The sequence below is a fragment of the Devosia sp. Leaf64 genome (genome assembly GCF_001421945.1).
Lineage (GTDB): Bacteria > Pseudomonadota > Alphaproteobacteria > Rhizobiales > Devosiaceae > Devosia.
Genome location: NZ_LMLO01000012.1, coordinates 445147 through 470122, shown reverse-complemented (window position 1 = coordinate 470122; position 24976 = coordinate 445147). Strand labels below are relative to the sequence as shown.

At 61.7% G+C, this 24976-nt stretch carries 25 protein-coding genes; 10 read left to right on the top strand and 15 right to left on the bottom strand.

What is annotated here, in order from left to right; genetic code table 11:
* Positions 1-56: 56 nt before the first annotated feature.
* From ASE94_RS07720 to ASE94_RS07710, 3 genes are all read left to right on the top strand, one after another.
* A complete protein-coding gene (locus tag ASE94_RS07720) occupies positions 57-269 on the top strand; it encodes a DUF2934 domain-containing protein (protein WP_062629880.1) in 213 nt (70 codons plus the stop codon).
* Positions 270-362: 93 nt separating this feature from the next.
* Positions 363-974: a LysE family translocator gene (locus tag ASE94_RS07715; protein ID WP_062629879.1), complete on the top strand. Its 612-nt coding sequence runs from the start codon at positions 363-365 to the stop codon at positions 972-974.
* A gap of 62 nt (positions 975-1036) precedes the next feature.
* A complete protein-coding gene (locus tag ASE94_RS07710; RefSeq protein WP_062629878.1) occupies positions 1037-1234 on the top strand; it encodes a DUF2934 domain-containing protein in 198 nt (65 codons plus the stop codon).
* A gap of 52 nt (positions 1235-1286) precedes the next feature.
* Here the strand turns inward: ASE94_RS07710 and flhA are convergent, their stop codons facing one another.
* From flhA to fliF, 6 genes are all read right to left on the bottom strand, one after another.
* Positions 1287-3449 (bottom strand): flagellar biosynthesis protein FlhA, encoded by a 2163-nt coding sequence (flhA, locus tag ASE94_RS07705; RefSeq protein ID WP_062629877.1) that lies wholly within the window; start codon positions 3447-3449, stop codon positions 1287-1289.
* 70 nt (positions 3450-3519) lie between these two features.
* Positions 3520-4887, bottom strand: coding sequence for a sigma-54 dependent transcriptional regulator (locus ASE94_RS07700; RefSeq protein WP_061909128.1), 1368 nt, complete (start codon positions 4885-4887; stop codon positions 3520-3522).
* Positions 4888-4908: 21 nt separating this feature from the next.
* On the bottom strand, positions 4909-5199 hold the full coding sequence (gene fliN / locus ASE94_RS07695) for a flagellar motor switch protein FliN (protein ID WP_244484006.1): 291 nt from the start codon (positions 5197-5199) through the stop codon (positions 4909-4911).
* A gap of 56 nt (positions 5200-5255) precedes the next feature.
* The gene (locus ASE94_RS07690) at positions 5256-5939 is read right to left on the bottom strand and encodes a hypothetical protein (protein WP_062629875.1); all 684 of its coding nucleotides are present in this window, start codon (positions 5937-5939) and stop codon (positions 5256-5258) included.
* Positions 5940-5942: 3 nt separating this feature from the next.
* Entirely contained in the window at positions 5943-7019 is a 1077-nt protein-coding gene (gene fliG / locus ASE94_RS07685; RefSeq protein WP_061909122.1) for a flagellar motor switch protein FliG, read from the bottom strand.
* Between the two features lie 6 nt (positions 7020-7025).
* Positions 7026-8678, bottom strand: coding sequence for a flagellar basal-body MS-ring/collar protein FliF (gene fliF, locus ASE94_RS07680; RefSeq protein ID WP_062629874.1), 1653 nt, complete (start codon positions 8676-8678; stop codon positions 7026-7028).
* A 150-nt stretch (positions 8679-8828) separates the two neighbouring features.
* On the opposite strand from fliF, the gene ASE94_RS07675 reads away from it, so the two are divergent.
* A complete protein-coding gene (locus ASE94_RS07675; RefSeq protein ID WP_062629873.1) occupies positions 8829-9449 on the top strand; it encodes a glutathione S-transferase family protein in 621 nt (206 codons plus the stop codon).
* Positions 9450-9520: 71 nt separating this feature from the next.
* Here ASE94_RS07675 and ASE94_RS07670 read toward each other — a convergent pair whose 3' ends face one another.
* The 4 genes from ASE94_RS07670 to ASE94_RS07655 all read right to left on the bottom strand — a co-directional run bounded on the left by ASE94_RS07670 (position 9521) and on the right by ASE94_RS07655 (position 13358).
* Complete coding sequence (locus ASE94_RS07670) at positions 9521-9799, bottom strand: DUF1153 domain-containing protein (protein WP_035102845.1); 279 nt, start codon at positions 9797-9799, stop codon at positions 9521-9523.
* 146 nt (positions 9800-9945) lie between these two features.
* Positions 9946-11085, bottom strand: coding sequence for an MFS transporter (locus ASE94_RS07665; RefSeq protein WP_062629872.1), 1140 nt, complete (start codon positions 11083-11085; stop codon positions 9946-9948).
* Between the two features lie 143 nt (positions 11086-11228).
* Positions 11229-11915: a flagellar hook capping FlgD N-terminal domain-containing protein gene (locus tag ASE94_RS07660; protein ID WP_061909115.1), complete on the bottom strand. Its 687-nt coding sequence runs from the start codon at positions 11913-11915 to the stop codon at positions 11229-11231.
* 12 nt (positions 11916-11927) lie between these two features.
* On the bottom strand, positions 11928-13358 hold the full coding sequence (locus ASE94_RS07655) for a flagellar hook-length control protein FliK (protein ID WP_062629871.1): 1431 nt from the start codon (positions 13356-13358) through the stop codon (positions 11928-11930).
* Between the two features lie 277 nt (positions 13359-13635).
* On the opposite strand from ASE94_RS07655, the gene mnmA reads away from it, so the two are divergent.
* Complete coding sequence (gene mnmA / locus ASE94_RS07650) at positions 13636-14787, top strand: tRNA 2-thiouridine(34) synthase MnmA (RefSeq protein ID WP_062629870.1); 1152 nt, start codon at positions 13636-13638, stop codon at positions 14785-14787.
* Between the two features lie 66 nt (positions 14788-14853).
* On the opposite strand, the gene ASE94_RS07645 is transcribed toward mnmA, so the two are convergent.
* Positions 14854-15738 carry a LysR family transcriptional regulator gene (locus ASE94_RS07645; protein ID WP_062629869.1) on the bottom strand — a complete coding sequence of 295 codons (885 nt, stop codon included), beginning with the start codon at positions 15736-15738 and terminating at the stop codon, positions 14854-14856.
* 158 nt (positions 15739-15896) lie between these two features.
* Between ASE94_RS07645 and ASE94_RS07640 the strand changes: the two genes are divergently transcribed.
* Complete coding sequence (locus ASE94_RS07640; RefSeq protein ID WP_062629868.1) at positions 15897-17414, top strand: lyase family protein; 1518 nt, start codon at positions 15897-15899, stop codon at positions 17412-17414.
* A 58-nt stretch (positions 17415-17472) separates the two neighbouring features.
* On the opposite strand, the gene ASE94_RS20925 is transcribed toward ASE94_RS07640, so the two are convergent.
* Positions 17473-17646, bottom strand: a complete 174-nt coding sequence (locus tag ASE94_RS20925; RefSeq protein ID WP_156352012.1) for a hypothetical protein — start codon at positions 17644-17646, stop codon at positions 17473-17475.
* A 108-nt stretch (positions 17647-17754) separates the two neighbouring features.
* On the opposite strand from ASE94_RS20925, the gene ASE94_RS07635 reads away from it, so the two are divergent.
* Both ASE94_RS07635 and ASE94_RS07630 read left to right on the top strand, forming a co-directional pair.
* Complete coding sequence (locus tag ASE94_RS07635; protein WP_244483996.1) at positions 17755-18309, top strand: RNA polymerase sigma factor; 555 nt, start codon at positions 17755-17757, stop codon at positions 18307-18309.
* Positions 18306-20282 (top strand): VWA domain-containing protein, encoded by a 1977-nt coding sequence (locus ASE94_RS07630; RefSeq protein WP_062629867.1) that lies wholly within the window; start codon positions 18306-18308, stop codon positions 20280-20282. The genes ASE94_RS07635 and ASE94_RS07630 overlap by 4 nt, the downstream gene beginning before the upstream one ends.
* 155 nt (positions 20283-20437) lie before the next feature.
* On the opposite strand, the gene ASE94_RS07625 is transcribed toward ASE94_RS07630, so the two are convergent.
* The 3 genes from ASE94_RS07625 to ASE94_RS07615 all read right to left on the bottom strand — a co-directional run bounded on the left by ASE94_RS07625 (position 20438) and on the right by ASE94_RS07615 (position 22118).
* Positions 20438-21388: a ring-cleaving dioxygenase gene (locus tag ASE94_RS07625; protein ID WP_062629866.1), complete on the bottom strand. Its 951-nt coding sequence runs from the start codon at positions 21386-21388 to the stop codon at positions 20438-20440.
* 116 nt (positions 21389-21504) lie between these two features.
* Positions 21505-21738, bottom strand: a complete 234-nt coding sequence (locus tag ASE94_RS07620; protein WP_061909101.1) for a hypothetical protein — start codon at positions 21736-21738, stop codon at positions 21505-21507.
* 59 nt (positions 21739-21797) lie between these two features.
* Positions 21798-22118, bottom strand: coding sequence for a putative quinol monooxygenase (locus ASE94_RS07615; protein WP_062629865.1), 321 nt, complete (start codon positions 22116-22118; stop codon positions 21798-21800).
* Positions 22119-22283: 165 nt separating this feature from the next.
* On the opposite strand from ASE94_RS07615, the gene ASE94_RS07610 reads away from it, so the two are divergent.
* Complete coding sequence (locus ASE94_RS07610; protein ID WP_062629864.1) at positions 22284-23522, top strand: putative DNA modification/repair radical SAM protein; 1239 nt, start codon at positions 22284-22286, stop codon at positions 23520-23522.
* Complete coding sequence (locus ASE94_RS07605; RefSeq protein ID WP_062629863.1) at positions 23522-24964, top strand: UdgX family uracil-DNA binding protein; 1443 nt, start codon at positions 23522-23524, stop codon at positions 24962-24964. The genes ASE94_RS07610 and ASE94_RS07605 overlap by 1 nt, the downstream gene beginning before the upstream one ends.
* The last annotated feature ends 12 nt before the right edge of the window (positions 24965-24976 follow it).

The following is a 24976-nucleotide window of genomic DNA, read 5'->3' as shown; positions in this document are numbered from 1 at the left end:
GTCACGCGGTTGCCGCGTGACTTGTCTAGACCAAAGCCATTTCAGGAGGATTTGACATGGACATCAACGAAAACAGCATCCGCGAACGGGCCCGCTGGCTCTGGAAGCAAGCCGGAGAGCCCGAAGGCCGCGATGTCGAGTTCTGGCTCGATGCGGAAAACAGCCTCCGCGCCGAGGGCAGCGACGGCAATTTCCGCGCCAGTGAAGGCGAGGAGCACAATTCCAATTCCAACGCCTATTCGCCCACTCCATTTGGCACGCAGAGCTGAACCAGATCCCAAGGCCTCGGTGGATAAATCTGCCGGGGTCTTGCCCCCGGGCGGCGCAGGCGAGATGGTCGCAGCGCCCGAGGAGGCCGATGTATGACCGTTGAATTCCTGATCACCACCTTGATCGTCGTCGTTTCGCCCGGCGCCGGCGCGCTTTACACCATCGCGGCAGGCCTTGGCCGCGGGGCACGCGCCAGTCTCTGGGCCGCGTTGTTCTGCACGCTCGGCATCGTCCCGCACATGATTGCCGCCATCACCGGTCTTGCCGCGATCCTTCACGCCAGCGCCATGGCCTTCGAGATCATCAAATATCTCGGCGTCGCCTATCTCCTCTACATGGCCTGGGCGACCTTGCGCGAAACCGGCTCGCTTGCCGTCAAGGCCGATGAGGCGAGAAAGCCACTCAAGGATATGGCGACCGAGATCATCCTCATGAACCTGCTCAATCCAAAGCTCTCGATCTTCTTTTTTGCCTTTCTGCCGCAATTCGTTCCCGCCGATGCACCCGACGCCGTGCCACAGATGCTGCAATTGAGCGGAGTTTTCATGATGATGACCTTCGTGGTCTTCGCGCTCTATGGGCTCTTTGCCGCTGCCATCCGCAATCAGGTGGTCTCGCGGCCCGCCATCATGGTCTGGATGCGCCGATCCTTTGCTGCAGCCTTCGTCGCCTTGGGCGCAAAGCTTGCGCTGACCCAACGCTGAGCGGTCGGCAACTCTCGCCTCTGCCGGGCGTTAACCAACGTCGTCAAGACGAGGAGGAATGCATGGCACATCACAAGGAAGACAAAATTCGCGACCGGGCCTACCAGCTTTGGGATCTGGCCGGCCAGCCCGAGGGCCAGGAGCAGGAATTCTGGTATCAGGCAGAGCGTGAGCTCGCCGAAGAAATCGAGGTCGATACCTCCAAGGAAGCTTCGGTTCTCGACCTACCTCCGATCATTCCGGGCGGCATGACCAAATGAATTAGGGCGACCCTGGGGTCGCCCTTTTCGTTTTCATCGTTGCCGGGTGCGCTTAAACGCTGCCTACCGTCTTCAGGCGCACGCGGGGGTGAACCTCGTTCTGGCTCATCACCACCGTCTGCGGTCGGAAGCGCTCGATGATGGCGCGGACATGTGGCCGGATCGAAGGCGAGGTGATCATTACCGGCAATTCGCCCTGCTGAGCGGCGCGCTCAAAGCCCTGGCCAACAGCGGCGATAAACTGCTGCAGGCGGCTCGGTGCCATAGCGAGGTGACGGTATTCGCCTTCGCCAACCATGGCTTCGGCAAAGTCGCGTTCCCATTGCGGCGAGAGTGTCAGGAGCGGCAGGTTGCCGTCCTGGCCGAGATTGGCGGCGCAGATCTGGCGGGCAAGGCGCGAACGCACATGTTCGGTGATCGACTGGATCGAACGGCCGGGGCCGGCGACTTCGGCAATGCCTTCGAGAATGGTCGAAAGATCGCGGATCGAGATACGTTCGGTGAGGAGCGCTTGCAGCACGCGCTGCACACCGGAAACCGAGATCTGGCTCGGGATGATGTCTTCGACAAGCTTCTGCTGGTCCTTCGGCAGACCCGAAAGGAGGCTCTGCACATTGGCGTAGCTGAGGAGTTCAGCAACGTTTGCCTTCAAGACTTCAGTCAGGTGCGTCGAGATAACGGTCGATGGGTCGATGATCGAGAGGCCACGGAGCTCAGCTTCGTCGCGCAGTGCCGGATCGATCCAGGTTGCGGGCAGGCCGAAGGTCGGCTCGGTCGTCTGGTGGCCCGGCAGGTCGATCGGATTGCCATAAGGGTCCATGACCATGAGGAGGTTGGCGTGGATCTGGCCGTGCGCCGATTCCACTTCCTTGATCCGGACCTTATAGTCATTGGGCTCGAGCTGCATGTTGTCGAGAATTCGGACCGGCGGCATTACGAAGCCGAGTTCGAGCGCGAGCTGGCGGCGGAGCGCCTTGATCTGCTCGGTCAGGCGATCGGTGCCGCTGTCGTCTTCCTTGACGAGGCCGAGGAGGCCATAGCCGAGTTCGAGCTTGAGATCGTCGATCTTGAGGCTTTCGCTGATCGGCGGTTCGCCTGCCGGCGCACCACCAGCGGCAGGCTGGCCCGGCGTACCACCCGCAGCCTTGGTCGCGGCATCGGCCACGGCCTTGGCGCGTTCGGCCACATCGCGAACCGTCTTGCTCTTCGAGGCGCGGTAGGCGGCATAACCAACACCGCCCGAAAGCGCCATGAATGGGATGAGCGGCATGCCCGGCAGGAGGGCGAGAGCGGCCATGACGGCCGACGCCATGCCGAGCGCCTTGGGATAGCCGCCGAATTGGCTGGTCAGCGCCTTGTCGGCCGAACCGGTCACACCCGACTTCGACACGAGAATACCGGCAGCGGTCGAAACGATCAGCGCCGGGATCTGCGAGACGAGGCCGTCGCCGATGGTCAGGAGCGTATAGACCTGGCCGGCTTCACCGGCCGAAAGCCCTTCCTGGAAGATGCCGATGGCCATGCCGGCCGAGACGTTGATGAAGGTGATGATGAGGCCGGCAATGGCGTCGCCGCGCACGAATTTGGACGCACCGTCCATGTTACCGAAGAAGGCACTTTCGCCTTCGAGTTCGGCGCGGCGCTTTTTGGCGGTGTCTTCATCGATCAGGCCCGCCGAAAGGTCGGCGTCGATGGCCATCTGCTTGCCGGGCATGGCGTCCAGGGAGAAACGCGCCGCGACTTCGGCGATACGGCCAGAACCCTTGGTGATGACGATGAAGTTCACGATCACGAGGATAATGAAGATCACGATCCCGATGACGAAATTGCCGCGCGTCACGAAGTTGCCGAAGGCCTCGATGACGTGACCGGCCGCCGCCGACCCATTGTGACCTTCCGAGAGGATGAGGCGCGTGGTCGCCAGGTTCATGCCGAGACGCAGCATGGTCGCGATCAGCAGCACCGTCGGGAAGGAGGAGAATTCAAGCGGCTTCTGGATGAAGAGTGCCGTCATCAGGATCATCACTGAGAATACGATCGAGATGGCGAGCAGCGCGTCGACCATCAGCGCGGGCAGCGGCACGATCAGGATGACGATCAGACCCATGACGCCGGAGGCGAGGGCGATATCGCCCGAACGCAGCGTATCGAGCACTGTCTTGACGGACGGTGGCTTGAAGCTGAAGCGGGAATTCGAGGCTGAAAGATCGGTCATGGGATCGGGCTACCGGGGAGAAACGGGAAAGGAGGGCGGCGACTTCGCCGTCCTCCCGCCAAATTTGAATTTAAGCGACGTTGCGCCGCTCTCCGGGGTCGGGAATGTTCATTCCCTCGTCCGAATATTGGTTGAGTTTGTTCCGCAGCGTGCGGATCGAGATGCCGAGGATATTGGCCGCATGAGTGCGGTTGCCCCAGGTGTGGTCGAGGGTGTCGAGGATCAGCTCGCGCTCCACATCGGCCACAGTTCGGCCGACAAGGGCGCGGGACATGGCTTCGGCGGTTTCGGCGAGCTGCTGGGCCGGCGAATTGGCGCGGGCGGCTTCATTGAGGCCCATGCCATCAGGCAGGACGATGGCTTCCGAGCCGATCATCGTGCCGGTGGCGAGTAGTACGGCGCGGTGCAGCGTGTTTTCGAGTTCGCGGACGTTGCCAGGCCATGGCGCATGGAGGAGGGCGGTGCGCGCATCGTCCGAAAGCTCGCGCTTTGGCAGGCCATTGGCCTTGGCATATTTGGTGACGAAGTGGTCGGCCAGTGCCACGATATCGCCCGGACGCTCGCGAAGCGCCGGGAGCTTCAAGTTCACGACGTTGAGGCGGAAGAGAAGATCTTCGCGGAACGAGCCTTCGCGGACAGCCTCGACGAGGTTGCGGTTCGAGGTGGCGAGGATGCGGATATCGACCGGCACGGGCTTGTTGCCGCCGACGCGGTCGATCACCCGCTCCTGAATGGCGCGGAGGAGCTTGGCCTGCAGGCGAACGTCCATTTCCGAGATTTCGTCGAGCAGCAGCGTGCCGCCCGAAGCTTCCTCGAACTTGCCGACGCGGCGCGCGATAGCGCCAGTAAAGGCACCCTTTTCGTGGCCGAATAGTTCGGATTCAAGCAGCGCTTCTGGGATCGCAGCGCAGTTGACCGAGATGAACGGCTTGGCGGCGCGCTTCGAACGCGAGTGGACGTAGCGCGCGATGACTTCCTTGCCGGTGCCGCTCTCGCCGGTGATGAGGATCGAGGCTTCAGAGCCTGCGACCTGCTCTGCCATCTTGACGACGCGCTGCATGGCGGGATCGCGGAAGAGGAAATCTTCGCTGTCGCGCGACACGGCCTGGATCACGGCTGCGATCAGCGCGGCATCGGGGGGCAGGGGGATATATTCCTTGGCGCCGGCGCGGATGGCGTTTACCGCCGCGGCGGCATTGGTTTCGACGCCGCAGGCGACGACTGGAATGGCAATGCGTTCAGCTTCGAGCGCGGCGATGAGGCCGGCAATATCCATCATCACGTCGACGAGCAGCAGGTCGGCACCACGCCCGGTGCGGAGCGCTGCCATGGCGATTTCGATGCCTGGCGCGTGAGCGACCTTGGCGCCGCCATCCATGGCCATTTTGGTGGCCTGGCTCAGTTGACCTTCAAGGGTTCCGACGATGAGGAGACGCATACCATTCACTCCCGTTTCTTATTATTGCGGCTTGATGATCTCGGTCATGGTGACGCCGAGCCGGTTTTCGACCAGCACGATTTCGCCACGCGCCACGAGGCGGTCGTTAACGTAGATTTCGACGGCTTCGCCGACCTGGCGGTCGAGTTCCACCACAGTGCCGGTGTCGAGCTTGAGAAGGTGCGAGACCGGCATCTTGGTGCGGCCAAGCACGACCGACACGCGCACTGGCACGTCGAAGACAGCTTCGAGGTCGTCGGCGGTGCGCTCGACATAGGCTTCCATGCGATCGCCACGCTCGGGCGTCGGCATTTCGTCGAGGCCGAGTTCGCCCATGTCATTAATATCGAGTTCGGGATCGGTCGGATTCATTCACCGCTCTCCTTGTTGTGGTGGTTGCCGGTCTTGTTCGCCTTGGCGGCGAGATAGTTGGCAATGGTTTCGTCGATGTCGGTTCCAAGGGCGCCGGTATCGCGGATGAGGCCGCCATCGACCCATTCGAGGCGCCCGTCGCCGAGGCGAATGTCAGGCTCGCCCATCACGACGAGACGCCCGGCATAGCCGGAAGTCGCGATCTGGGCGGTGGCGATGTCGCGGATCTGGTCGGCGAGATCGGGGTGGCAGCGGATGACGAGATGCGGCACGCCTGAAAGGCTCGGCATGCATTCGGCGATCAGCGCTTCGAGTTCGCCGGCCGGTTCGCGGTTGATGAGGTGGAAGGCAAGCTTGCGGCCGACGCTGACGGCGAGGTCTACGGCGGCGACATGGTTTTCCATGCGCGCATCGTCGAGTGCGGCTGTCATGCTTGCAGCATGGGCGGCAAGCATGCCGGCGGCGGCTGCAACGGTCTGGCTGGCCATGGAGGTGGAATTGCCTTCGCCGGCCATGAGACCTTCGGCATAGCCTTCTTCCCGCGCCTCGCGCACGAGACGGGCAACGACGTCCTCGGGAATGCCGACCGGCTCGGGCGGCAAGTCCGGCATGGCAGTCGCCGCATGGGCCGGGCGGTCCGCGAGGTCGAGGTCGAAAGTGAAGCGGGCGAGGGCGGCCATGGTTTAGCCGACCATCTGGTCGTCGCCCTTGGACTTGACGATGAGGATTTCCCCCTTCGCGGCCATGTCCTTGGCGGTTGAAACCATACGGCTCTGAGCCTCGTCGACGTCCTTGAGACGCACCGGACCCATGGCCATCATGTCGTCCTGCATCAGCTTGGCGGCGCGGGTCGACATGTTCTTGAGGAAGAAGTCCTTGACCTCGTCATTGGCGCCCTTGAGGCAAAGCGCCAGTTCGCGCTTGTCGACACGGCTCAGCAGCGTCTGCACCGCGGTCATGTCGAGCTTGGCGAGGTCTTCAAAGGTGAACATCAGCGACTTGATGCGCTCGGCATCTTCGCGATTGCGTTCTTCAAGGCTCGTGATGAAACGCGCTTCGGTCTGGCGATCGAAGGAATTGAAGATTTCGGCCATCAGTTCATGGCTGTCGCGGCGCTTCGAGGTATTGAGCGTCGAGATGAATTCGGTGCGGAGGGTCTGCTCGATCTTTTCGAGAATGTCCTTCTGCACCACATCGAGGCCGAGCATGCGCTGCACGACTTCCATGGCGAGTTCCGCCGGAAGCGAGGCCAGCACGTCCGAAGCGTGTTCCGGCGCGATCTTGGAGAGGATCACGGCGACCGTCTGAGGATATTCGTTCTTGAGGTAAGCGGCGAGAACGTCAGCCTGAACGTTCGAGAGCTTTTCCCACATGTTGCGACCGGCCGGGCCGCGGATTTCTTCCATGATGGAATCGACCCGTTCCTGCGGCAGGAACGACAGGAGGAGACGCTCCGTCGAATCGGAATTGCCGGCCACATTGCCGTTGGAAGCAATGTTGGTGACGAATTCGGCCATCAGCTCATCGAGCATGGCTGGAGTAATCGGGCCGAGCTTGACCATGGCGCGCGAGAGCGTCTTGATCTCGTGTTCGTCGAGTTCTTCAAAGATCGGCTTGCCGTGATCGGGACCAAGCGCGAGGAGGAGCGCTGCGGCCTTCTCGTCGCCCTTGAGGGCGCGGTAGCTCGAAGCGCCGCCGATCCTGAGCTGGGGACCGCCGGAGCGGCTATCACTCTCGACAGACTGGGAAACAAGGGCCATGTCAGATCACGCTGCGTTGGAGAGCCAGCCGCGCACGATGAGCGCTGCCTGCTTGGGATTTTCTTCGACCAGCGAGCCGACCGACTTGAGCTGCTGGAGCTGGGCTTCGCCCAGGGCCTTGGCGTCTTCGATCCAGTCGTGATTGGCGAGTGCGGCGCGGGCCTGGTCGGTCATCGGATCTTCGGCCAGCGTCGGGATGACATTGCCTTCGGCATCGAGCGTCGTGCCCTGGCCCAGTTCGACTGCAGCCGGCAGAGCCAGTGTCGTCGGCTCGGGGCTCATGACCTTCTTGAGCAGCGGACGGAGCACGAAGAACATCAGGGCGAGCGCGATGAGGAGGGTCACCGCCATTTCGGCGCCGTTCATGATGTCGTCGCGGGTAAAGTCGAGAAGGCCACCCTGCTGATCGGTGCCTGCCGGAGCGAGGTCCGGACGTTCGGCGAACTGCATGTTGACGACATCGACGGTGTCGCCGCGATCGATCGAGTACCCAACTGCCGAGCGAACCAAGGTCTGGATCTGAGTGATTTCGTCGGCCGAGCGCGGGGCATAGGTCATGTTGCCCTGGCCGTCGTCGGTGTAGGTGCCATCGACCACCACTGCCACCGAGAGACGCTTGAGCGCACCGGCTTCGGTCACGGCTGTCGCGGTCTTCTTGGAGATCTCGTAGTTGACGACTTCTTCGGTCGAATTGCCCTGTTCGGTGCTGCCGTCGCCGCCATTATTGGCGCTGGCGCCCGGCAGTTCATTGGCAACGGTGGCCTGACCGGCAGCGGCACCGGACTGGTTCTGGGCTTCACGGGTCTGGGTCGAGCGAACGACCTGGCCATCGGGGTTGAATGTTTCTTCGGTTGTCGTCGAGCGGTTGAAGTCGAGTTCCGCCGACACTTCGACGCGGGCCCGGCCCGGTCCGACGACATTGGCGAGCATGTCTTCGATGCGGGTACGCATGCGGTTTTCAAAGCCGAGCACGCGTTCTTCGGCCTGGCCGGCCATGGCGCCGAGGCCATCGTCTTCGGTACCCGAAGCAAGCAGATTGCCGGCATCGTCGACGATCGACACGCGCTGCGGGGTCAGGCCTTCGATGGCGGAGGCAACGAGGTGCTGGATGGCCTGGATTTCGCCATTCGACAGCGCACCGCGCACGGAAAGAACGATCGATGCCGAGGGGTCCTTGCGTTCGCGGCGGAACAGTTCGCGCTCGGGCAGGACGAGGTGGACGCGAGCGCCCTTGATGCGCGTCAGCGACGAGATGGTGCGGGCCAATTCGCCTTCGAGGGCGCGGACATTGTTGATGTTTTGAACAAAGCTCGTCGCACCCAGCGTCGATTGCTGGTCGAAGATTTCGTAGCCGACCTGACCCTTGCTCGGCAAACCTTCACCGGCAAGGTTCATGCGGACGGTGGTGATCTGGTCGCGCGGCACGAGAATGGTGTCGCCGTCGCCGCGCAGTTCGTAGGGAACACTCGAGGCTTCAAGCTGGGTGATGATGGCGGAGGAGTCCTCAAGGCTCAGCCCGCTATAGAGCGGCGCGAGATTTGGGGTTTGGGAGCGCATCATCAGGAACACGAAGAAACCCAGGATGAGCACGGCCACAGTCGCCATCGCTGCAAGACGCGCAATGCCGATGCGGTTGATGAGAGTAGTGAGACTATCCACGCTGCCACTCGAGTTTGTTCTAGTGCCGTCGTGGGAGCCCCCGTCGACCGCTGGGCAAAAATTACCCACCAGATGGTAAACAATGTCTTAACCACTCGATGCGAAACGCAAAATCAGGCAAGATTTGCCGGGTAGACAACGAGGATTTCCATGGTTCGAGTTTTAGGGCGCGTCACCTCGATCAATGTGCGCAAAGTGTTGTGGGCGCTGGACGAATTGGGTGAAAGCTATGATCGGGCGGATTGGGGGTTGCCCATCCGCGACCCCAAAGTCCCGGAATTCCTCGCTCTTAACCCCAATGCCCAGATCCCGGTCTTCATTGACGATGATGGACTGACGCTTTGGGAGAGCAATGCGATCCTGCTTTACCTCGCCAAGACGCGCTCAGCCCTACTCCCTGTGGACATTCACGCCCATGGCCGCGCGCTTCAGTGGCTGATCTGGCAGGCAACCGAGCTCAATCCGGCCTGGGGATATGCCCATCATGCGCTCGCCCGGAAGACCCCCGGCTATGACGACCCGGCAAAAATTGCCGAATCAGTCAGCCGCTGGAACGGGCAGATGGACATTCTCGATGCCGAATTGGCGAAGGGCGCGCCCTTCATTGCCGGCGAGGACTTTTCGATCGCCGATATAGCGTTGGGCCTTTCGACGCATCGCTGGCTGCGCACACCTTTCGAGCGCAAGGCGCTGCCCCATGTCGAGGCGCACTATGAGCGTCTGCGCCAGCGCCCTGCCGGCGCGAAATGGATGCCGGATAATATTCCCTGACGCTTTAGCCAACGCGCAAAACCCCCGAGGCCCATGGGCCTGGGGGTTGTCGCGATCCCAAACGAAGGCGATTAGCCTTCGCGGTAATGCTGGATCCAGGTCGTCCGCAACCCGGCAAGGCCATGCTTATCGATGGCAGCCTGCCAGTTTAGAAACTCATCGACGCTGAGCGTATAGCGGTCACAAGCCTCTTCGAGACTCAGGAGACCACCACGAACAGCCGCGACGACTTCCGCTTTGCGGCGGATAACCCAACGGCGGGTATTGGCTGGAGGCAGATCCGCAATAGTGAGCGGGCTGCCGTCCGGACCGATAACGTACTTTACGCGAGGACGCATCTGTACGGTCATTTTACTCTCTACTCAAACCTGACCATATGAGGATGAGAGTAGGCCGATGAGCTTAAGATACCGCTAAAGGGAAACTTACAACCCGTTAAGATTGCGAAGAAATATCAATCAATTGTCGGGGCTTGCGATACTTGCCACGACCCGCTTTAGACTCTCTTTCCCGGCGCCAGGGCACCCGTCAAAAGGAGCGCGACGGCCAGGACCGGGACGATCACCCAGTAGGATGTCCTGATGCCGAAATGCTCGGCCAGGAACCCCAGAAGCGGCGGGCCGGCAAAGAAGACGACGAAGGTCATCTGGCTCAGCGCCGCGACATTAACGGCCGATGGGCGGTCCGTCCGCCGCGCTGCTGCCGAGATGGCGAGCGGGTAAACTGAAGAGCAGCCGATCCCCGCCAGCATGAAGCCCAGTAGCGCCACGAGCGGATGGGGCGCCGAGGCGACCATCACCACGCCAAGCGTTGCCACCAGCAGCAGCGTCCGCCCCACGGCCTGCGGCCCAAACCGATCGATGACCCGGTCCATGCTCAACCGCCCGATGGCGATAGCGAGCGAAAAGAGGGTGACGCTGAGCCCGCCGATAAACGGCTCGACGCTGAACACGTCGCGCATATAGATCGCCGACCAGTCGACCCCGGCGCCCTCCACAAAGAGCGGCGCGGCCCCAAGAAGGCACAATGGCAGGAGCCCAATGGTCGGGAAGGCAAAAGCGTGCGTCTGCCCGCCATGGTCTTCCACTCGCGCTGGTGCGTTTTCCACCTTGGAAAGAATGAAGACGCCAGAGACGACGACCACTACCAGCGCAATCGCGAGATGGATCGCCACCGATACCTCGGCCTGCCGCAGACCCGCTGCGACGAGTGCCGTCACGAAGAACCCAAAGCTCCACATGCCATGCACACGGCTCATGATCCGGCGGCCGAGCAGAGCCTCATGCCGGTCGGCCTCGACATTGATCAGAATTTCGAGAGCCCCGGCGAGAAGGCCTGCGCAGAACAGCACCGGTGCTACCCAGAGCGCGCTGGGCATCCAGGGCACGAGCGCGTATAGCGCCGAGGCCCCAAAAATGGCGATGAACGACCCCGTCCGCGCCCCAAGCCGCTCGACCGTGCGGCCAAGGAAGGTGATGCCGCACAAGACGCCGAGCGACATGGTAATAAGCATCAGCCCGAGCTGGCCTTCGGTCAGCCCGAATTTCACCTGTAGGTCCGGCAGACGCGTCAGCATGCCGCCCATGGTGATGGCAAAGGCAAACTGCATGAAGTAGAGACGCTGGTGCGGCTGCATGGATATGGGCTCGGTTCGGCGGGCAGGGTGGGCAGCCTCTCATGGCAAGCCCGGGCTTAAGGCTCAAGCGCTTTGTGGCGGCCGAAACCAAAACACCGCCGCCCATCGGACAGCGGTGCCAATCAAGAAAAGCCTTGGGCTCTTTACGAAGCCGGCGTTGTCGTCGCGTCCGGTAGGCGGACTTCGCTGACATCGCTGAGCGGCACCTTGGCCGCGCCGACCGTTACCATCGGGGAGCCCGACGAGAAATCGACCGCGCTCACCTTGCCGATGGCCGAAGTGGTGATCTTGACGTTCTTGCCCGACACATTGGTGCCTTCGAGCGTCAGTGTGTAGAGCCCGTCGGGCATAGGCTGGCCATTGCTGCCGATGCCGTCCCAGGCAAAGGTGCCCGAGCCCATATTGAGCGAGCCGGCCTGGGTATAGACCGTGTCGCCCTTGTCGTTCTTGATGGTGATATTGGCATTGGCGACGTTCGCTTCGGCATTGTAGCTCCACATCGCGTGGGTGCCGGAAAGCTGGGTCGTCTTGCCCGAAATCGTCACCTGCTTGCCGATATAATTGACGGCGTCCATGCGGCCCGCATTCTGGGTCGAGGACAGGAGGCTGCCGAGATATTCATTGGTCTTGAGCTGCTGCTCGACGCCGGTGAACTGCACGAGCTGCTGGGTGAACTGGTTGGTGTCGAGCGGATCGAGCGGGTTCTGGTTCTTGAGCTGCGTCGTCAGGATCGAGAGGAAGGTGTCAAAGTTCTGCGCAATGGTCTGGCGCGAAGCTGCAAGACCACTGTTATTGCTTACGTTGGAAGAGCCGGAAACGCCGTCAACCATGGTGGTGGGTCCTTAAGCGATGATGTTGACGCCGCTCGCCTGAAGCGCGCCGCGATAAAGGGTAATGGGGGGAGCGGCGACTTCTGTCTCTTCCTGGCCATCCTGGCCACCGCCGAACCCGCCTTGCTCGCTGCCCGAATGCTGGTTCTGGTCACCAGCGAAGGGGTTTTGCTTCAGCGAGAATTCGAGATTGGTCTTGCTCTGATCAAGGCCCGCCTGCTGCAGCGCCTTTTCGAGGGCGCGCTGGTCGCGCTGCATCAGGTCCAGCGTTTCCGCCTTTTCCACGGTCAGCTTGGCATGCACCTGGCCCTTGTGGTCGATATCGAGCCGGACATCGATACGGCCCAGTTCGGCCGGATCGAGCCGCATCTGGAAGCGGGTATTGCCGCCTTCCACTTGCCGCGATAGCTCGAAGGCGATCTGCGGCAGGTTGAGTTGCTGCTGGCTCGTCTGATAGCCGGTTTGGACGATGCGCGGCGTCGTCGCGGCATTGACGGGTTGAGCCGTGGGATCATTCTGGGGCTGCGCCGCTTGTGCCGGGCCTGCTGCGCTCACAGCCGAATTATTGTCCTGAGGCGCATTCTGGCGCGTGGACTGGGTAGCGTTGGGCGCCTTGTCCTGTGCCACCGGCGCGGCATCGGCCGGCTTGGCTTCGGTCTTGCGCTCGGGCTTTGCTTCAAGGTCCGCCGCGGCAACTGCCGGCTTTTCTTCGGCCGCCGTCGCAGTCGCTTTGCCGGTCAGGACGGGTTCGGTCAGCTTGAGTTCGGGCGTTGCCAGTTCCGGTTCTGTGGGGATGGCCTTGGCGAGCTTTTCGAGCCCGTCCAAAAGCTTGGCAAAGCTCTCTTCGATGCCCGGATCGAGAGCGACACCGGCGGCGCCGAGCTTATCGCTCACAAAGGCTTTCAGCTTTGCCGCCAGATCGTCCTTGCCACCGCCTGCCGCCGCCACGCCCTTGGCGAGCTCGGCCAATTGCTGCATCAGCGTCTTGAGGTCCATCCCAAGTTGCTTGGCGAGATCGTTGAGCGCGCCTTCGACTTCGCCGAGGGCTGCCGGGTCATTGGTCGCGGCCGCCTGGCCGACCTGTTCGGTGCTCAGCCCCAGCGCCGCGAGCGCCGCCAGGAGGCTCTCCGCCAGGCTATTCTCGCCGGTTCCGGTATCCTTGTCGTCGTCGGATTTGGTCTCGGTGGTTTCACCGGCCTTGGCCGTTTCTGTGGTTTCGGTGGGTTTTTCGTCCGCTGCGGGCGCAGCATCACTCGACGCTGGCGCGCTATCGCTCGGCGCTGTCTGTTGCGTCGCAGGCTGTTCTGGCCGTGCCGGTGTGTTCGCGGCAGCGTCAAGCATGCGTGCAAAGCCGTCGTCGCCCCCACCGATCGGAATGATCGGTTGAGGCTTGACCACATTGCCAACCATCGAGGTCAGCAGATTTGCCACTGTTGAAGCCATGACTGCGCTCCGTCGAACGAATGAATTCCCTTCACTCAATGCAAGCGCCTTGCCAGTTTGCGCGTTTCGAAATTTTGCTATCAGTTTCAGATGATTAGCTTTGGTCGGACCACGCTGTCTGTTCTCCTCAGCTTTGCATTCGGTCAGTACTTCGGAACAGTTTGACCCCCACCCGGCAAATCCTGCCGGGCCGCCGATTGCCTAGAAACATCATTCGGCGTATGGAAGCCGCTCACGCTTATCCGCTGGCCCTTGACCCCATCCGGATTGGAAAGACATGTTGAATTCGCTTGATATCGCCAAGCGTCCCGAGGACACGCGCGTTGTTGTCGCCATGTCCGGGGGCGTCGACTCCTCCGTCGTTGCCGGTGTGCTCGCCCGAGAGGGCTATGAAGTCATCGGCATTACCCTGCAGCTTTACGATCATGGCGAGGCCACCCATCGCAAGGGCGCCTGCTGCGCCGGCCAGGACATCCACGATGCCCGCCGCGTTGCCGCCAAGCTCGGGATCCCGCACTACGTCCTCGACTATGAAGAGCGCTTCAAGGCCTCGGTGATCGAGCCCTTCGCCAATGCCTATCAGCAGGGCGAAACCCCGGTGCCCTGCATCGCCTGCAATCAGTCGGTGAAATTCGTCGACCTGATGACCGTCGCCCGCGATCTCGGCGCTGACGTTCTGGCGACTGGCCACTATGTCCAGGCCCGTCTCGGCGAAGATGGCCGCCGCCAGCTCTTCCGCCCCGTCGACAGCGATCGAGACCAGACCTATTTCCTCTTTGCCACGACGCAAGATCAGCTCGATTTCCTGCGCTTCCCGCTTGGGGGCATGAGCAAGCCAGCCGTGCGCGAACTCGCGCGCGAATTTGGTCTCGAAATCGCCGAGAAGCACGATAGCCAGGACATCTGCTTCGTGCCGCAGGGCAAATACGCCGATATCATCGCCAAGATGCACCCCGAAGCGCTGGCCCAGGGCGAGATCGTCCATCTCGACGGCCGCGTCCTCGGCACGCATGACGGCATCGTTCACTACACGATCGGCCAGCGCAAAGGCCTCGGCGTCGCCGCCGCCGAACCGCTCTATGTGGTCAAACTCGAGCATCGCACCGGCCGCGTCATCGTCGGGCCGCGCGAAGCGCTGAAAACGCACACCGTCCGCCTTCGCGACGTTAATTGGCTCGGAGCCATCCCGCTCGCCGAAGCCAGCGCCGGCAATGGCGCCCCGGTGGAAGTCAAAGTTCGCTCCACCCGCGGCCCCCAGCCCGCCGTCATCCAGATGCAGGACGGCGAAGTCTACGTCACCCTCGTCACCGGCGAATACGGCATCTCCCCCGGCCAAGCCTGCGTCTTCTACGCCGACGACAGTCAAACCTCGGAAGTGCTCGGGGGAGGCTTCATCGCAGAGGCGGTGCCGCAGGCTTTGGTGGCTTGAACGTTCGGCGGCCTTAGCGAGCAAATGTGAACCCGGCCTTGAGCCGGGGTCTTTAGCCGCATCGGTTCACTGTCGCGCTAAAAGCTCAGTGCATATCTCCAGGAAACGCGTGCGGGCAGGGTGGCTCGCTGACGTGTTTGGCCAGAACACGCCAAGCTGCCCTGGCTGCAGACCCTCAAACCGAATGATTTCAACCTGCGCGCCGCCAATTGAGCGGGCACTAAAGATATCGCCCACGGTCAGGCCGACACCCTCCATCACCATGCGCAGCGCCGAGGTGGAGTCGGGGACCGTCATCGCGATATTGGGCCTTATGCCTTCGGCCTCAAACAGACGATCGAGTTGCCGCCGCAATGGCGCCGCTTGACGCAGCGCGACAAAGGGATGCTGGTCGATATCTCGAACGGTCAGCACCGCGCGACCCGAAAGCGCATGCCCTCGTGGCAAAATGACCGCCGCGCCAAAAGTCCCGACGCTTTGCTGAATGACTTCGGGCAAATCGAAAGGCAAGACGGCAAGGCCCACATTGAACCCCGAGGGCATCATCCATTTGCCATTATCCTGCCGATGGAGACCCGACACAGTCAGAGGCACATCGGGCATTTCCGCGCGCAATTGGGCCACCACGGGCGGCAGTAGTCCATGAAAAGCATAGGGTGGCGCAACAATGTGGAGGTCTGGCTGCTGCTGGGCTCGCAATTGCCGCGCGGTGATGTCGAGTGCCGCTACCCGGTCGAGAATGTCCCGGCTCTCTTCGAGATAGACTAGGCAATTAGGCGTAGGCGACAGCCTTCGTCCGATCCGAAAGAACAGTTCGAAGCCGAGTTTTGCCTCGAGATCGCGCACGATGCGGCTGATCTGAGGTTGCGTGCGGCGCACGATTTCCGCGGCTCCGCTGATGGTTCCGGCCGTTACGACCGCGTCGAGGACGCGCAATGCCCACAAATCCATATATGCGCCTCACGCATGGTTTTGGTCGAACTATGCATTATTCTACGCCTGGTCAGTGTGGAAGTGTTTCGTCATTGCGGACCGAAATGCCGGCCGCAGAATCACACACGGTGCCTCGATCTTCCGAAGAGAAGGCCTGGCACCTCGGAGGATAAAGCATGATTGCCCCAATTCGCCCCGGCAAAGCCGGGTTCTGCGCTGCCTTGACCATTGCAATGCTCACCAGCACGTCCCTGCAGGCGCAGGACGCTCCACAAGATTCATTCTATTGGCTCTCGGAGATGAACAAGGCATCGACTGTCATGGTGGTCGAAACCGGCATCGTCCCGGCCGATCTCGGCGTCACCATTGCCGATGCCGTGGCGCAGGTTATCGAAGATCAATCCGTCGAAGGCGCCGCGCGCTCGGGCGATTATCTGCAGGTCGAACCGCTCCTGATCGAAATCGGCGGCCCTGACGTCACTCGCATGCATTCGGGCCGTAGCCGCCAGGATATCGGCTCGACCAGCGAGCGGTTGTTCCAGCGCGAAGCCGTACTGCAATTGCTCCAGGCGCTGATCGACACGCGCACCGCGCTGCTGACTTTGGCCGAAACCAATCCAGACGCCATCGTTCCTGCCTATACGGTCGGTGTTCAGGCGCAGCCGATCACGCTCGGCCACTACATCACCGGCTATGTGCAGGCGCTTGACCGTGCCGCCGAGCGCGTCAAAGTCCTCTATGACGAAGTCAACATGTCGCCCCTGGGCTCGGCCGCACTTGGTACGTCGAGCTTCCCGGTCGATCGCGAACGACTGGCCGAACTTCTCGGCTTCGGCGGCGCCCTCGAAAATTCGTTCGATGCCAACCAGCTGTCGCGCATCGATACCGGTGGCGTTGCGGTGGGGGTTGCCAATTCAATGGCGCTCACCGTCGGCACGCTCCTCTCCGATATCGAAGCGCAATATCGGTTCACGTCGCCCTGGCTGATCCTCAAGGATGGCACCACCGGCAGCAGCAGCATCATGCCGCAAAAGCGCAATCCGAACTCGGTCAATACCGTGCGTGGCAATGCCAGCGCGGTCCTCGCCAAGTCCACCGGGTTCTATTTCGGCGCCCACAATCTGCCTCATGGCCTCCGTGATCAGGGCAATTCAGCCACCGAAACCCTGGAAGCGGCAACCAAAATGCTCGCTTCGCTTGAAAGCCTCCTCGGGGATCTCGAGTTCCGCGAAGCCGTGGCGCTGGCCGAGGTCAATGCCGACTATTCAACCTCGACCGAATTGGCCGACGTCCTGCAGCGTGAGGCCGACGTTCCCTTCCGCGTCGGGCACCACTTCGCCTCGATGCTCGTGACCTATGGCCGTGCCAATGCGCTCAAGCCCGCCGACCTGCCATTTGCCGAGGCCGAGAAGATCTTTGCTGAAGCAGCCGCGGAATATGATCTCGCCGATATTGCCTTCCCGCTCACCGAAGAACGGTTCCGCGAGGCGCTAAGCCCACAAGGCATGGTCAATGCCAGCCTGGGCCTCGGCGGTCCGCAGCCGGCAGAAGTGGCGCGCATGATTGCCGGACAGCATGCGACTATCGAGGGCGACACGGCCTGGCTCGCCGGCGAGCGCAAGGAACTGGCCGACGCCGCCACGGCTCTGAACGAGGCCTTCGAAGGCATCCGCACCGGCACCGCCGCAAAGTAAGTCACCACCACTCTTCCCGCGGCGCCAAGGTGCCGCGGGTTTCGAAAAGGCAGAACTCTTAGTTTGCAGTCTGCTCCGCTGTCGGCTGCACGCCCGCGCTGGCCGCATCGCGCAGTGCCTGATACGAGCCAAGCCCACCCATCATCATCGATATCGTAATGAGCAGGATCAGCGCGCCCATGGCGAGGAGGAAGACCCGCGTGCGGTTGAGCTTGAAGGGGCTGTCGGTCATGGCAAAAGTTTTCCCGCAAAAAATCTGAAAAGCGACCAAAGGATCGTCGGCCGCCGAACGTCTTACGCTAAACTAGCGCCAAAGAGGCTTCATGTGCAGGCAAGCTTGGTGGGACTGACTGCCGCATCCATCCCCGATCCGACCCATGCCTATTCCGAGGCCTTGGTGCGGCGCGCCCAGAATGGCGATGCCGAGGCGTTTGCCGAATTGATCGAGGACCAATACGACCGCATTTTCCGTACGGCCTGGCGCTGGTGCGGCAATGCGCCCGACGCCGAGGACATCGCGCAGGATGTCTGCGTGCGGCTCGGTGCAGCGCTCAAAAGTTTTGACGGCCGCAGCGCCTTCTCGAGTTGGGTCTATCGGATCACCATCAATATGGTGCGCGATTTTCAGCGCGCCGGCCGCCGCCGCGGCGCCCATGTCGATGCCTATGCCGAGATCGCCCCAACCGAAGAAGCGCCCTCGCAGGAAGATGCGGCGACCAGCAGCCAGCTTTGGGATGCGGTGCGCCGCCTGCCGGAAAAGCAGCGCGATGCCGTGCTCCTCGTTTATGCCGAAGGCCTTTCTCATGCCCGCGCCGCCGAGATCATGGGCATCAAGGAAGCCACAGTCTCTTTTCACGTCCACGAAGCCCGCAAGACCTTGAGGGGGCTCCTATGACCGATCATCGCCCCGATCCCTTCGACCAGCTCCGCAATGCGCCGGCTCCGCGGCCGCGCGATGCGGCTAAAGCCGCTGCGCTCGCCGCCGCCCGCGCCGCATTCGAAGCCGAAACCGAAAAATCCAAAATCCCGGCCAAAGGAAATCCCGCGGCCCGCCGTCTCATGTCCATCTTCGCTTCCTTCAAAAGGATTTCGATCATGGATATGCGCGTTCCCATCGGCACTGCCGCCATTGCCCTCCTCGTCCTGCCGCTCGGCTGGCAGCTCTATTCCTCGACCGCTCTTTCGCCGACGGAGTCGGTCAGCCGTCCGGCTCCAGCCCCGCAGCCCGTCGAAGAGGCTGAGCCCGCGCCGGTCGATACGCGGAGCGAAGCGCCGGCCGTGGCGCCGCCCGTGACAACCATGCCGGTTGCGCCAGAGCCGATGCTCGAAAGCGAAGCCGCGCCGTCGATGATGCGCATGCCGTCCGCCGTCCCCCGGCCACCGGCCGCGCCGATAACGCTGGCGCAGGACAGCGCCATGAGCCCTGCCTATGTCGGCACATCAGCCACCGAACCGAGCGGCGACGAATTTACCAGCTTTGACGAGCAGCGCCTCAAGATTGCCGCCGAGGAGCCCGTTTCAACTTTCTCGCTCGATGTCGATACGGCGAGCTATTCCTATGTCCGCCGCCAGCTCGAGGACGGTTTTGTCCCAGAGCCCGATACCGTGCGTATCGAAGAATTGATCAATTATTTCCCCTACGACTACCCGGCCGCGCCCAGCGCTGACATGCCGTTCAAACCGACAATCAAAATCTTCCCGACGCCCTGGAACGACAAGACCGAGATCATGGCGATCGGCATTCGCGGTTATGCCCCGCCGGCCGAAGCCATTCCGCCGAGCAATCTCGTCTTCCTCATCGACACATCAGGCTCGATGGACGAGCCTGACAAGCTGCCGCTCCTCAAACGCTCCTTTGCGCTGCTGCTCGATCAGTTGAGCGACAAGGATACGGTTTCAATCGTCACCTATGCTGGTTCAGCCGGTGTCGCGCTCGAACCCACTTCGGCCAGCGACAAGGCAAAAATCCTCTCCGCGCTCGACGAGCTTGGGGCAGGCGGCTCCACTGCCGGCGCCGAAGGGATCGAGCTTGCCTATCGCCTTGCCGAACAGGGCAAGGTCGATGGCACCAATCGGGTGATCCTCGCGACCGATGGCGATTTCAATGTCGGGATCGATGACCCTAAGGCGCTGGAACAGTTCATCACTAAAAAGCGCCAGTCCGGCATCAGCCTTTCTGTGCTCGGCTTTGGCCGCGGCAATCTTGATGATGCGACCATGCAGGCGCTGGCGCAGAACGGCAATGGCAATGCCAGCTACATTTCCAACTTCGCCGAGGCCAAGAAGGTGCTCGTCGAAGAAGTCGGCGGCACGCTCCACACTATTGCTCAGGACGTCAAAGTCCAGGTCGAGTTCAATCCGGCGCTCGTCTCGGAATACCGCCTCATCGGCTACGAAACCCGTCATCTCAACCGCGAGGATTTCAACAATGACGCGGTGGATGCCGGCGATATCGGCGCTGGCCACACGGTCACCGCGCTTTACGAAATCACCCCGGCCGGCGAAGGCCAGGTCGATCCCCTGCGCTATGGCAGCGACACGGCGCAACCCGCCGCCAGCGACGAACTCGCCTTCCTCAAAATCCGCTACAAGCTGCCCGGCGAGAGCGTCAGTCAGTTGATCGAACAGCCGGTGACCCCATCGGTCGCCTATGACGACATCGCCGTCGCCGGGATCGATGCCCAATTCGCCACCGCCGTCGCCGCCTTCGGCCAAAAACTCCGCGGCAGCGCCTATGGCAGTGACACGACCTGGGCCGAAATCGAAGCCTTGGCCCAATCCGCCCGCGGCATGGACGAAGGCGGTTACCGCGCCGAGTTCGTCAGGTTGGTCAGGGATGCCGCGATGCTGGAGCCGGACGCGCAGTAACCCCTCACCCGTCTCGGGCGCTGCCCGATCTACCCTCTCCCCAAGTGGGAGAGGAATAACACGAGAGCGACTGGCCTTTTCTTCTCCCCCTCGGGGAGAAGGTGGCGCGCAGCGCCGGATGAGGGGGAACCCTCTGCCGGCGCTGCATCGTCAGTTCAAACCAACGGCTTCAACCCTGCCTCGATCTGCGCCCGGCGCCCTTCCAGGAACGGCGGCAGCGACAGTTTTTCGCCCAGCGTCTCCATCGGCTCATCCGCCGCAAATCCGGGCACATCTGTCGCAATCTCGAACAGAATCCCATTGGGCTCGCGGAAATAGAGCGAGGTAAAATAGAACCGCTCGACTTCGCCCGAAGATCGAATGCCAAAGCTGTTCACGCGTTCGATCCATTCATGGAGCGAATTCTGATCCGGCGTGCGGAAGGCGACATGGTGCACGCCGCCAGCACCGGGCCGTGCCTGGGGCAGGCTCGGGTCAACCGAAACATGCAGTTCCGCTGCCGGGCCGCCCGGACCCATTTCATAGACGAACACTTCGCCGCCGCGTTCGCGGGCCGCATAGTGCCGCACCTGGCGCATGTTCATCACACGCGTCAGCATGGCATCGGTCGGCTCGAGTTTTGGCACCGAAAGCGTGATCGGTCCGAGCCCGATGATCTGCTTGTCTTCCGGCACGGGCGATTTGGCCCAAGGGATCACCTTGTTCCGCCCATCGACGACCAGACGGAAGCGCTGGCCCTCAAAATCCTCGAAATCCATGGAGACGTGGCCCAGACGTTCCCTGATCCCGCTCGTCGAAACCTGGTTGGCCTCGAGATGCTCCTTCCACCATTTCAGCGTTTCTTCGCTGTCGACGCGCAGACCCGTGCGGCCCACCGTATGGTTGCCGCGCTGTTCGCGCAGCGTGGGAAAATCGAAGAAGGTCAGGTCGGCGCCGGGCGAGGCGACACCATCGCCATAAAAGAGGTGATAGGCCGAGGTGTCGTCCTGGTTCACCGTCTTCTTGATGAGGCGCATGCCGAGCGTCTGGGTATAAAATTTAAGGTTGCGCGGTGCGTCGGCGGTCACGGCCGTCAGGTGGTGGATGCCGCCAAGTTCGAGGGTCATTTGATGTCTCCCAATTCACGCGGCGCCAGGCGCCGTCTTCGCTCATGAATGTATGGCAGACGGCGCGTTAGACAAAGAAAGACAATAGCAACGCACTGGTGTCGATTTTCGAACGATTAATCGGCGACACCCGCAGGCAGCGTCCCCGCCTTAAAGAGCACCTTTGGCTCGTCATAAGTGTCGGCTTCGACATCGACATCGGCCGAATAGGCCCAGATGCCGGCGCGCGATGGCGCGATGCGTTCAGCCGAAGCAATGGCTGCCTCGGCGGATTTATGCGCTGTCGGCATATCCGGCTCGAGCTTGCGGCCCTTCTGTCTAAAACCCTGAACGAAATAAAGCGTCGGCATGGTCAGCCCCTCTGGTTGCCCCGGGCATAGCACAGACCCTTCCAAGCGCCACCTGGAGATCAGACCGCGCTCAGAAACGTCAACACCGAATTGGGCTCCTCGATCAGCGTCCGCAATTTGGCATTGAACACGGCGCCATACTCCGCCGAAATATGCGCCTCGAATGCCGCACGGTCTTTGTAGATTTCGTAGACCACGAATTTTTGCCGAGCATCGAAGCGACGATAGGTGTCAAACACCACATTGCCCGGCTCGGCGCGCACATCGGTGGCCAGCCCAGCGAGCAATTCGGCCACCTCCTCCGCCTTGCCCACCCGCGCGGTAAATTCGGCAATCAGCGACACCGGCTCGTTGGCAGGCAGTTTGTTCAATATATCCATTATGCGGTCTCCAGGGCCAATCGCCTGCGACACGTTTTACCACCGCGTCATTCCCGCGGAAGCGGGAATCTCCCGAGCCGTCCCCTCATCACAATTTCCTCAGACATGTCTTTTTCACATGCACCCGCGCCGGTCTCTCGCTATTTTTAGAACAAAGGAAGAACAATGGTTGCTCTGACGCTCTCGCGAAAACTCGCCATTCTTGCCGATGCTGCCAAATACGATGCGTCCTGCGCCTCGAGCGGCACGGAAAAGCGCAATAGTGCCAAGACCGGCGGCATTGGCTCGACCGAAGGCAGCGGCATCTGCCATTCCTATGCGCCCGATGGCCGCTGCATTTCACTCCTCAAACTGCTGCTGACCAATTTCTGCGTTTACGACTGCGCCTACTGCATCAATCGCTCGTCCTCCAACGTCGCCCGCGCCCGTTTTTCGGTCGATGAGGTCGTTCGCCTGACGCTCGATTTTTACAAGCGCAATTACATCGAGGGACTTTTCCTCTCCTCCGGCATCATCCGCTCGCCCGATTATACGATGGAGGAGATGGTCCGCGTCGCACGCACTCTGCGCGAGGTCCATCTCTTTGCCGGGTACATCCACCTCAAAGTCATTCCTAATGCGGCCCCCGAGCTTCTCGCGGAAGCTGGCCGCTGGGCCGATCGCCTGTCGACCAATATCGAATTGCCCACCGATTCCGCGCTCGAACATTTCGCGCCGGAAAAGCGTCCTTCAGAAATCCGCACCGCAATGGCCCGTCTGCGCGGTAAGCTCGACGAAGCGACACCCGACAAGAAGCCGTCAAAAGCCAAACCCGAAAAGTTTGCCCCTGCCGGCCAATCGACCCAGATGATCGTCGGCGCCGATAAGGCCGATGACAGCGCCATCCTCACGCGCGCCGCTGGCCTTTATTCCGGCTATCGGCTTAAGCGCGTTTATTACTCCGCCTTCTCGCCCATCCCCGACGCCTCATCGCGCCTGCCGCTCGCGCCGCCCCCGCTGATGCGCGAGCATCGCCTTTACCAGGCCGATTGGCTCATTCGCTTTTATGGCTTCAATGTCCCAGAAATCGTTGCGGGCGGGGAGGGTGGTCATCTCGATCTCAATATCGATCCAAAACTCGCCTGGGCTCTCAAAACCCGGCAGAGTTTCCCCGTCGACGTCAACCGCGCCGACCGGGAAATGCTGCTGCGCGTTCCCGGCCTCGGCGTCCGCGCTGTCGACCGCGTCATCACCTCGCGGCGCCATCATCGCCTGACGCTTGCCGATGTCTCGCGCCTCACCGCCTCGATCGACAAGGTGCGCCCCTTCATCTCGGCTGCCGATTGGACCCCCGGCGGTCTCACCGACGATATCAAGCTCAAGCAAAAGCTCACGCCCCAGCCCAAACAGCTCGAGCTTTTCTGATGCTGTCCGTCCGGCTCGACCATCTCAATGATCTCGACGAGTGGCGCGGCAAGGCCCGCCGTCTGCTCGCGGCCGGCTTAAAACCCTCGCAAGTCGTCTGGCGGGTCGGGGCGGAAGAGAACGGGCTCTTCGAAGCGGGCGACGACATGCTGCCACAGACCGATGGTCCGATCGGCTCGGTCCCCCGCCAGTTCATGGAGCTCGCCGGGTCGGTCATCCAGCATTCCGAGCCGGAACGCTTCGCGCTACTCTACCGGATGCTCTGGCGCCTGCAGCAGGATTCACGAATTCTCGCTAATGCTGCTGACGCCGATACCGGAATGTTAACGAAACTGGCCTCTGCAGTGCGTCGAGATGCCCATAAGATGAAGGCATTCGTCCGCTTCCGTGCCATCCCCGACGCTGATGAAGAGCAGTACATCGCCTGGTTCGAGCCCGAACATCACACCCTCGAAGCCACGGCACCGTTTTTTTGTCGCCGCTTTGCTGGCATGGTCTGGGGCATTGTCACACCCTACTCAAGTGCCTTCTGGGACAAGGAAAATCTGCGCTTTGGCCCCGGGGGCTCCAAGAAAGATATCCCCGCCGAGGATGCGGTGGAGGATGATTGGCAGACCTACTACGATTCCATCTTCAACCCCGCCCGCCTCAAGGTCGCGATGATGAAGTCGGAAATGCCGATGAAATATTGGCGCAACCTGCCCGAAGCGGCCCGCATTGCTCCCTTGATCCGCAATGCCAGGCAAATGGAGCAGGACATGATCGCCCGCGCCGCGACCCAGCCGCCCGCACGCCACACGCGCCAAAAAGCGCATGAGGTCGAGGAAGAAGCTAAGGATATTCAATCGCTTAGCGATGCTGCAGAGGCGATTGGCGGCTGCCGCCGGTGTCCGCTTTACGAGCACGCCACGCAACCGGTCTTTGGCGAAGGCCCTGCCCAGGCCGAGGTCATGTTCGTTGGCGAGCAGCCCGGCGACCAAGAGGATCTCGCTGGTCGCCCGTTCATCGGTCCTGCCGGTCAAGTCTTTGACGAAGCTATGGAAAAGGCCGGCATAGACCGCAGCCGCCTTTATGTCACCAATGCGGTAAAGCACTTCAAGTTCGAGCCACGCGGCAAGCGCCGCATCCACCAAAAGCCCAATGCCGGTGAAATCCAGGCCTGCCGCTTCTGGCTTAATCTCGAGCGCGATTTTCTGAAACCCAAGATCGTCGTCGCCCTCGGCGCCAGCGCGGCCCAAAGCCTTCTGGGCAAAGCGGTTACGATCTCAAAGATGCGCGGTCAGCCGATCCCGCTCGAAGATGGCGCCGTGCTCTTCATCACCAACCACCCCTCCTATCTCCTCCGCATTCCCGACCCGCAAAAAAAGCGAGAAGAAAGCGCCAACTTCGATGCCGACCTCGCGCTGATCCGCGACCACATGGAAAAGCTGCACGCCGCCTGAATGCGGCTAGAC

What these genes read in the sequence shown, in the direction of transcription:
- ASE94_RS07655 (WP_062629871.1), bottom strand. Translation starts at nt 13,358, where the DNA reads ATGGCTTCAACAGTGGCAAATCTGCTGACCTCGATGGTTGGCAATGTG.
- ASE94_RS07605 (WP_062629863.1), top strand. Translation starts at nt 23,522, where the DNA reads ATGCTGTCCGTCCGGCTCGACCATCTCAATGATCTCGACGAGTGGCGC.
- ASE94_RS07620 (WP_061909101.1), bottom strand. Translation starts at nt 21,738, where the DNA reads ATGCCGACGCTTTATTTCGTTCAGGGTTTTAGACAGAAGGGCCGCAAG.
- fliG (WP_061909122.1), bottom strand. Translation starts at nt 7,019, where the DNA reads ATGGCCCTTGTTTCCCAGTCTGTCGAGAGTGATAGCCGCTCCGGCGGT.
- ASE94_RS07615 (WP_062629865.1), bottom strand. Translation starts at nt 22,118, where the DNA reads ATGGATATATTGAACAAACTGCCTGCCAACGAGCCGGTGTCGCTGATT.
- ASE94_RS07625 (WP_062629866.1), bottom strand. Translation starts at nt 21,388, where the DNA reads ATGACCCTCGAACTTGGCGGCATCCACCACCTGACGGCCGTGACCGCC.
- ASE94_RS07690 (WP_062629875.1), bottom strand. Translation starts at nt 5,939, where the DNA reads ATGGCCGCCCTCGCCCGCTTCACTTTCGACCTCGACCTCGCGGACCGC.
- ASE94_RS07645 (WP_062629869.1), bottom strand. Translation starts at nt 15,738, where the DNA reads ATGGATTTGTGGGCATTGCGCGTCCTCGACGCGGTCGTAACGGCCGGA.
- ASE94_RS07715 (WP_062629879.1), top strand. Translation starts at nt 363, where the DNA reads ATGACCGTTGAATTCCTGATCACCACCTTGATCGTCGTCGTTTCGCCC.
- mnmA (WP_062629870.1), top strand. Translation starts at nt 13,636, where the DNA reads ATGTTGAATTCGCTTGATATCGCCAAGCGTCCCGAGGACACGCGCGTT.
- ASE94_RS07665 (WP_062629872.1), bottom strand. Translation starts at nt 11,085, where the DNA reads ATGCAGCCGCACCAGCGTCTCTACTTCATGCAGTTTGCCTTTGCCATC.
- ASE94_RS07675 (WP_062629873.1), top strand. Translation starts at nt 8,829, where the DNA reads ATGGTTCGAGTTTTAGGGCGCGTCACCTCGATCAATGTGCGCAAAGTG.
- ASE94_RS07700 (WP_061909128.1), bottom strand. Translation starts at nt 4,887, where the DNA reads ATGCGTCTCCTCATCGTCGGAACCCTTGAAGGTCAACTGAGCCAGGCC.
- ASE94_RS07640 (WP_062629868.1), top strand. Translation starts at nt 15,897, where the DNA reads ATGATTGCCCCAATTCGCCCCGGCAAAGCCGGGTTCTGCGCTGCCTTG.
- ASE94_RS20925 (WP_156352012.1), bottom strand. Translation starts at nt 17,646, where the DNA reads ATGACCGACAGCCCCTTCAAGCTCAACCGCACGCGGGTCTTCCTCCTC.
- ASE94_RS07610 (WP_062629864.1), top strand. Translation starts at nt 22,284, where the DNA reads ATGGTTGCTCTGACGCTCTCGCGAAAACTCGCCATTCTTGCCGATGCT.
- fliN (WP_244484006.1), bottom strand. Translation starts at nt 5,199, where the DNA reads ATGCCGACGCCCGAGCGTGGCGATCGCATGGAAGCCTATGTCGAGCGC.
- ASE94_RS07720 (WP_062629880.1), top strand. Translation starts at nt 57, where the DNA reads ATGGACATCAACGAAAACAGCATCCGCGAACGGGCCCGCTGGCTCTGG.
- ASE94_RS07710 (WP_062629878.1), top strand. Translation starts at nt 1,037, where the DNA reads ATGGCACATCACAAGGAAGACAAAATTCGCGACCGGGCCTACCAGCTT.
- ASE94_RS07660 (WP_061909115.1), bottom strand. Translation starts at nt 11,915, where the DNA reads ATGGTTGACGGCGTTTCCGGCTCTTCCAACGTAAGCAATAACAGTGGT.
- ASE94_RS07670 (WP_035102845.1), bottom strand. Translation starts at nt 9,799, where the DNA reads ATGACCGTACAGATGCGTCCTCGCGTAAAGTACGTTATCGGTCCGGAC.
- flhA (WP_062629877.1), bottom strand. Translation starts at nt 3,449, where the DNA reads ATGACCGATCTTTCAGCCTCGAATTCCCGCTTCAGCTTCAAGCCACCG.
- ASE94_RS07630 (WP_062629867.1), top strand. Translation starts at nt 18,306, where the DNA reads ATGACCGATCATCGCCCCGATCCCTTCGACCAGCTCCGCAATGCGCCG.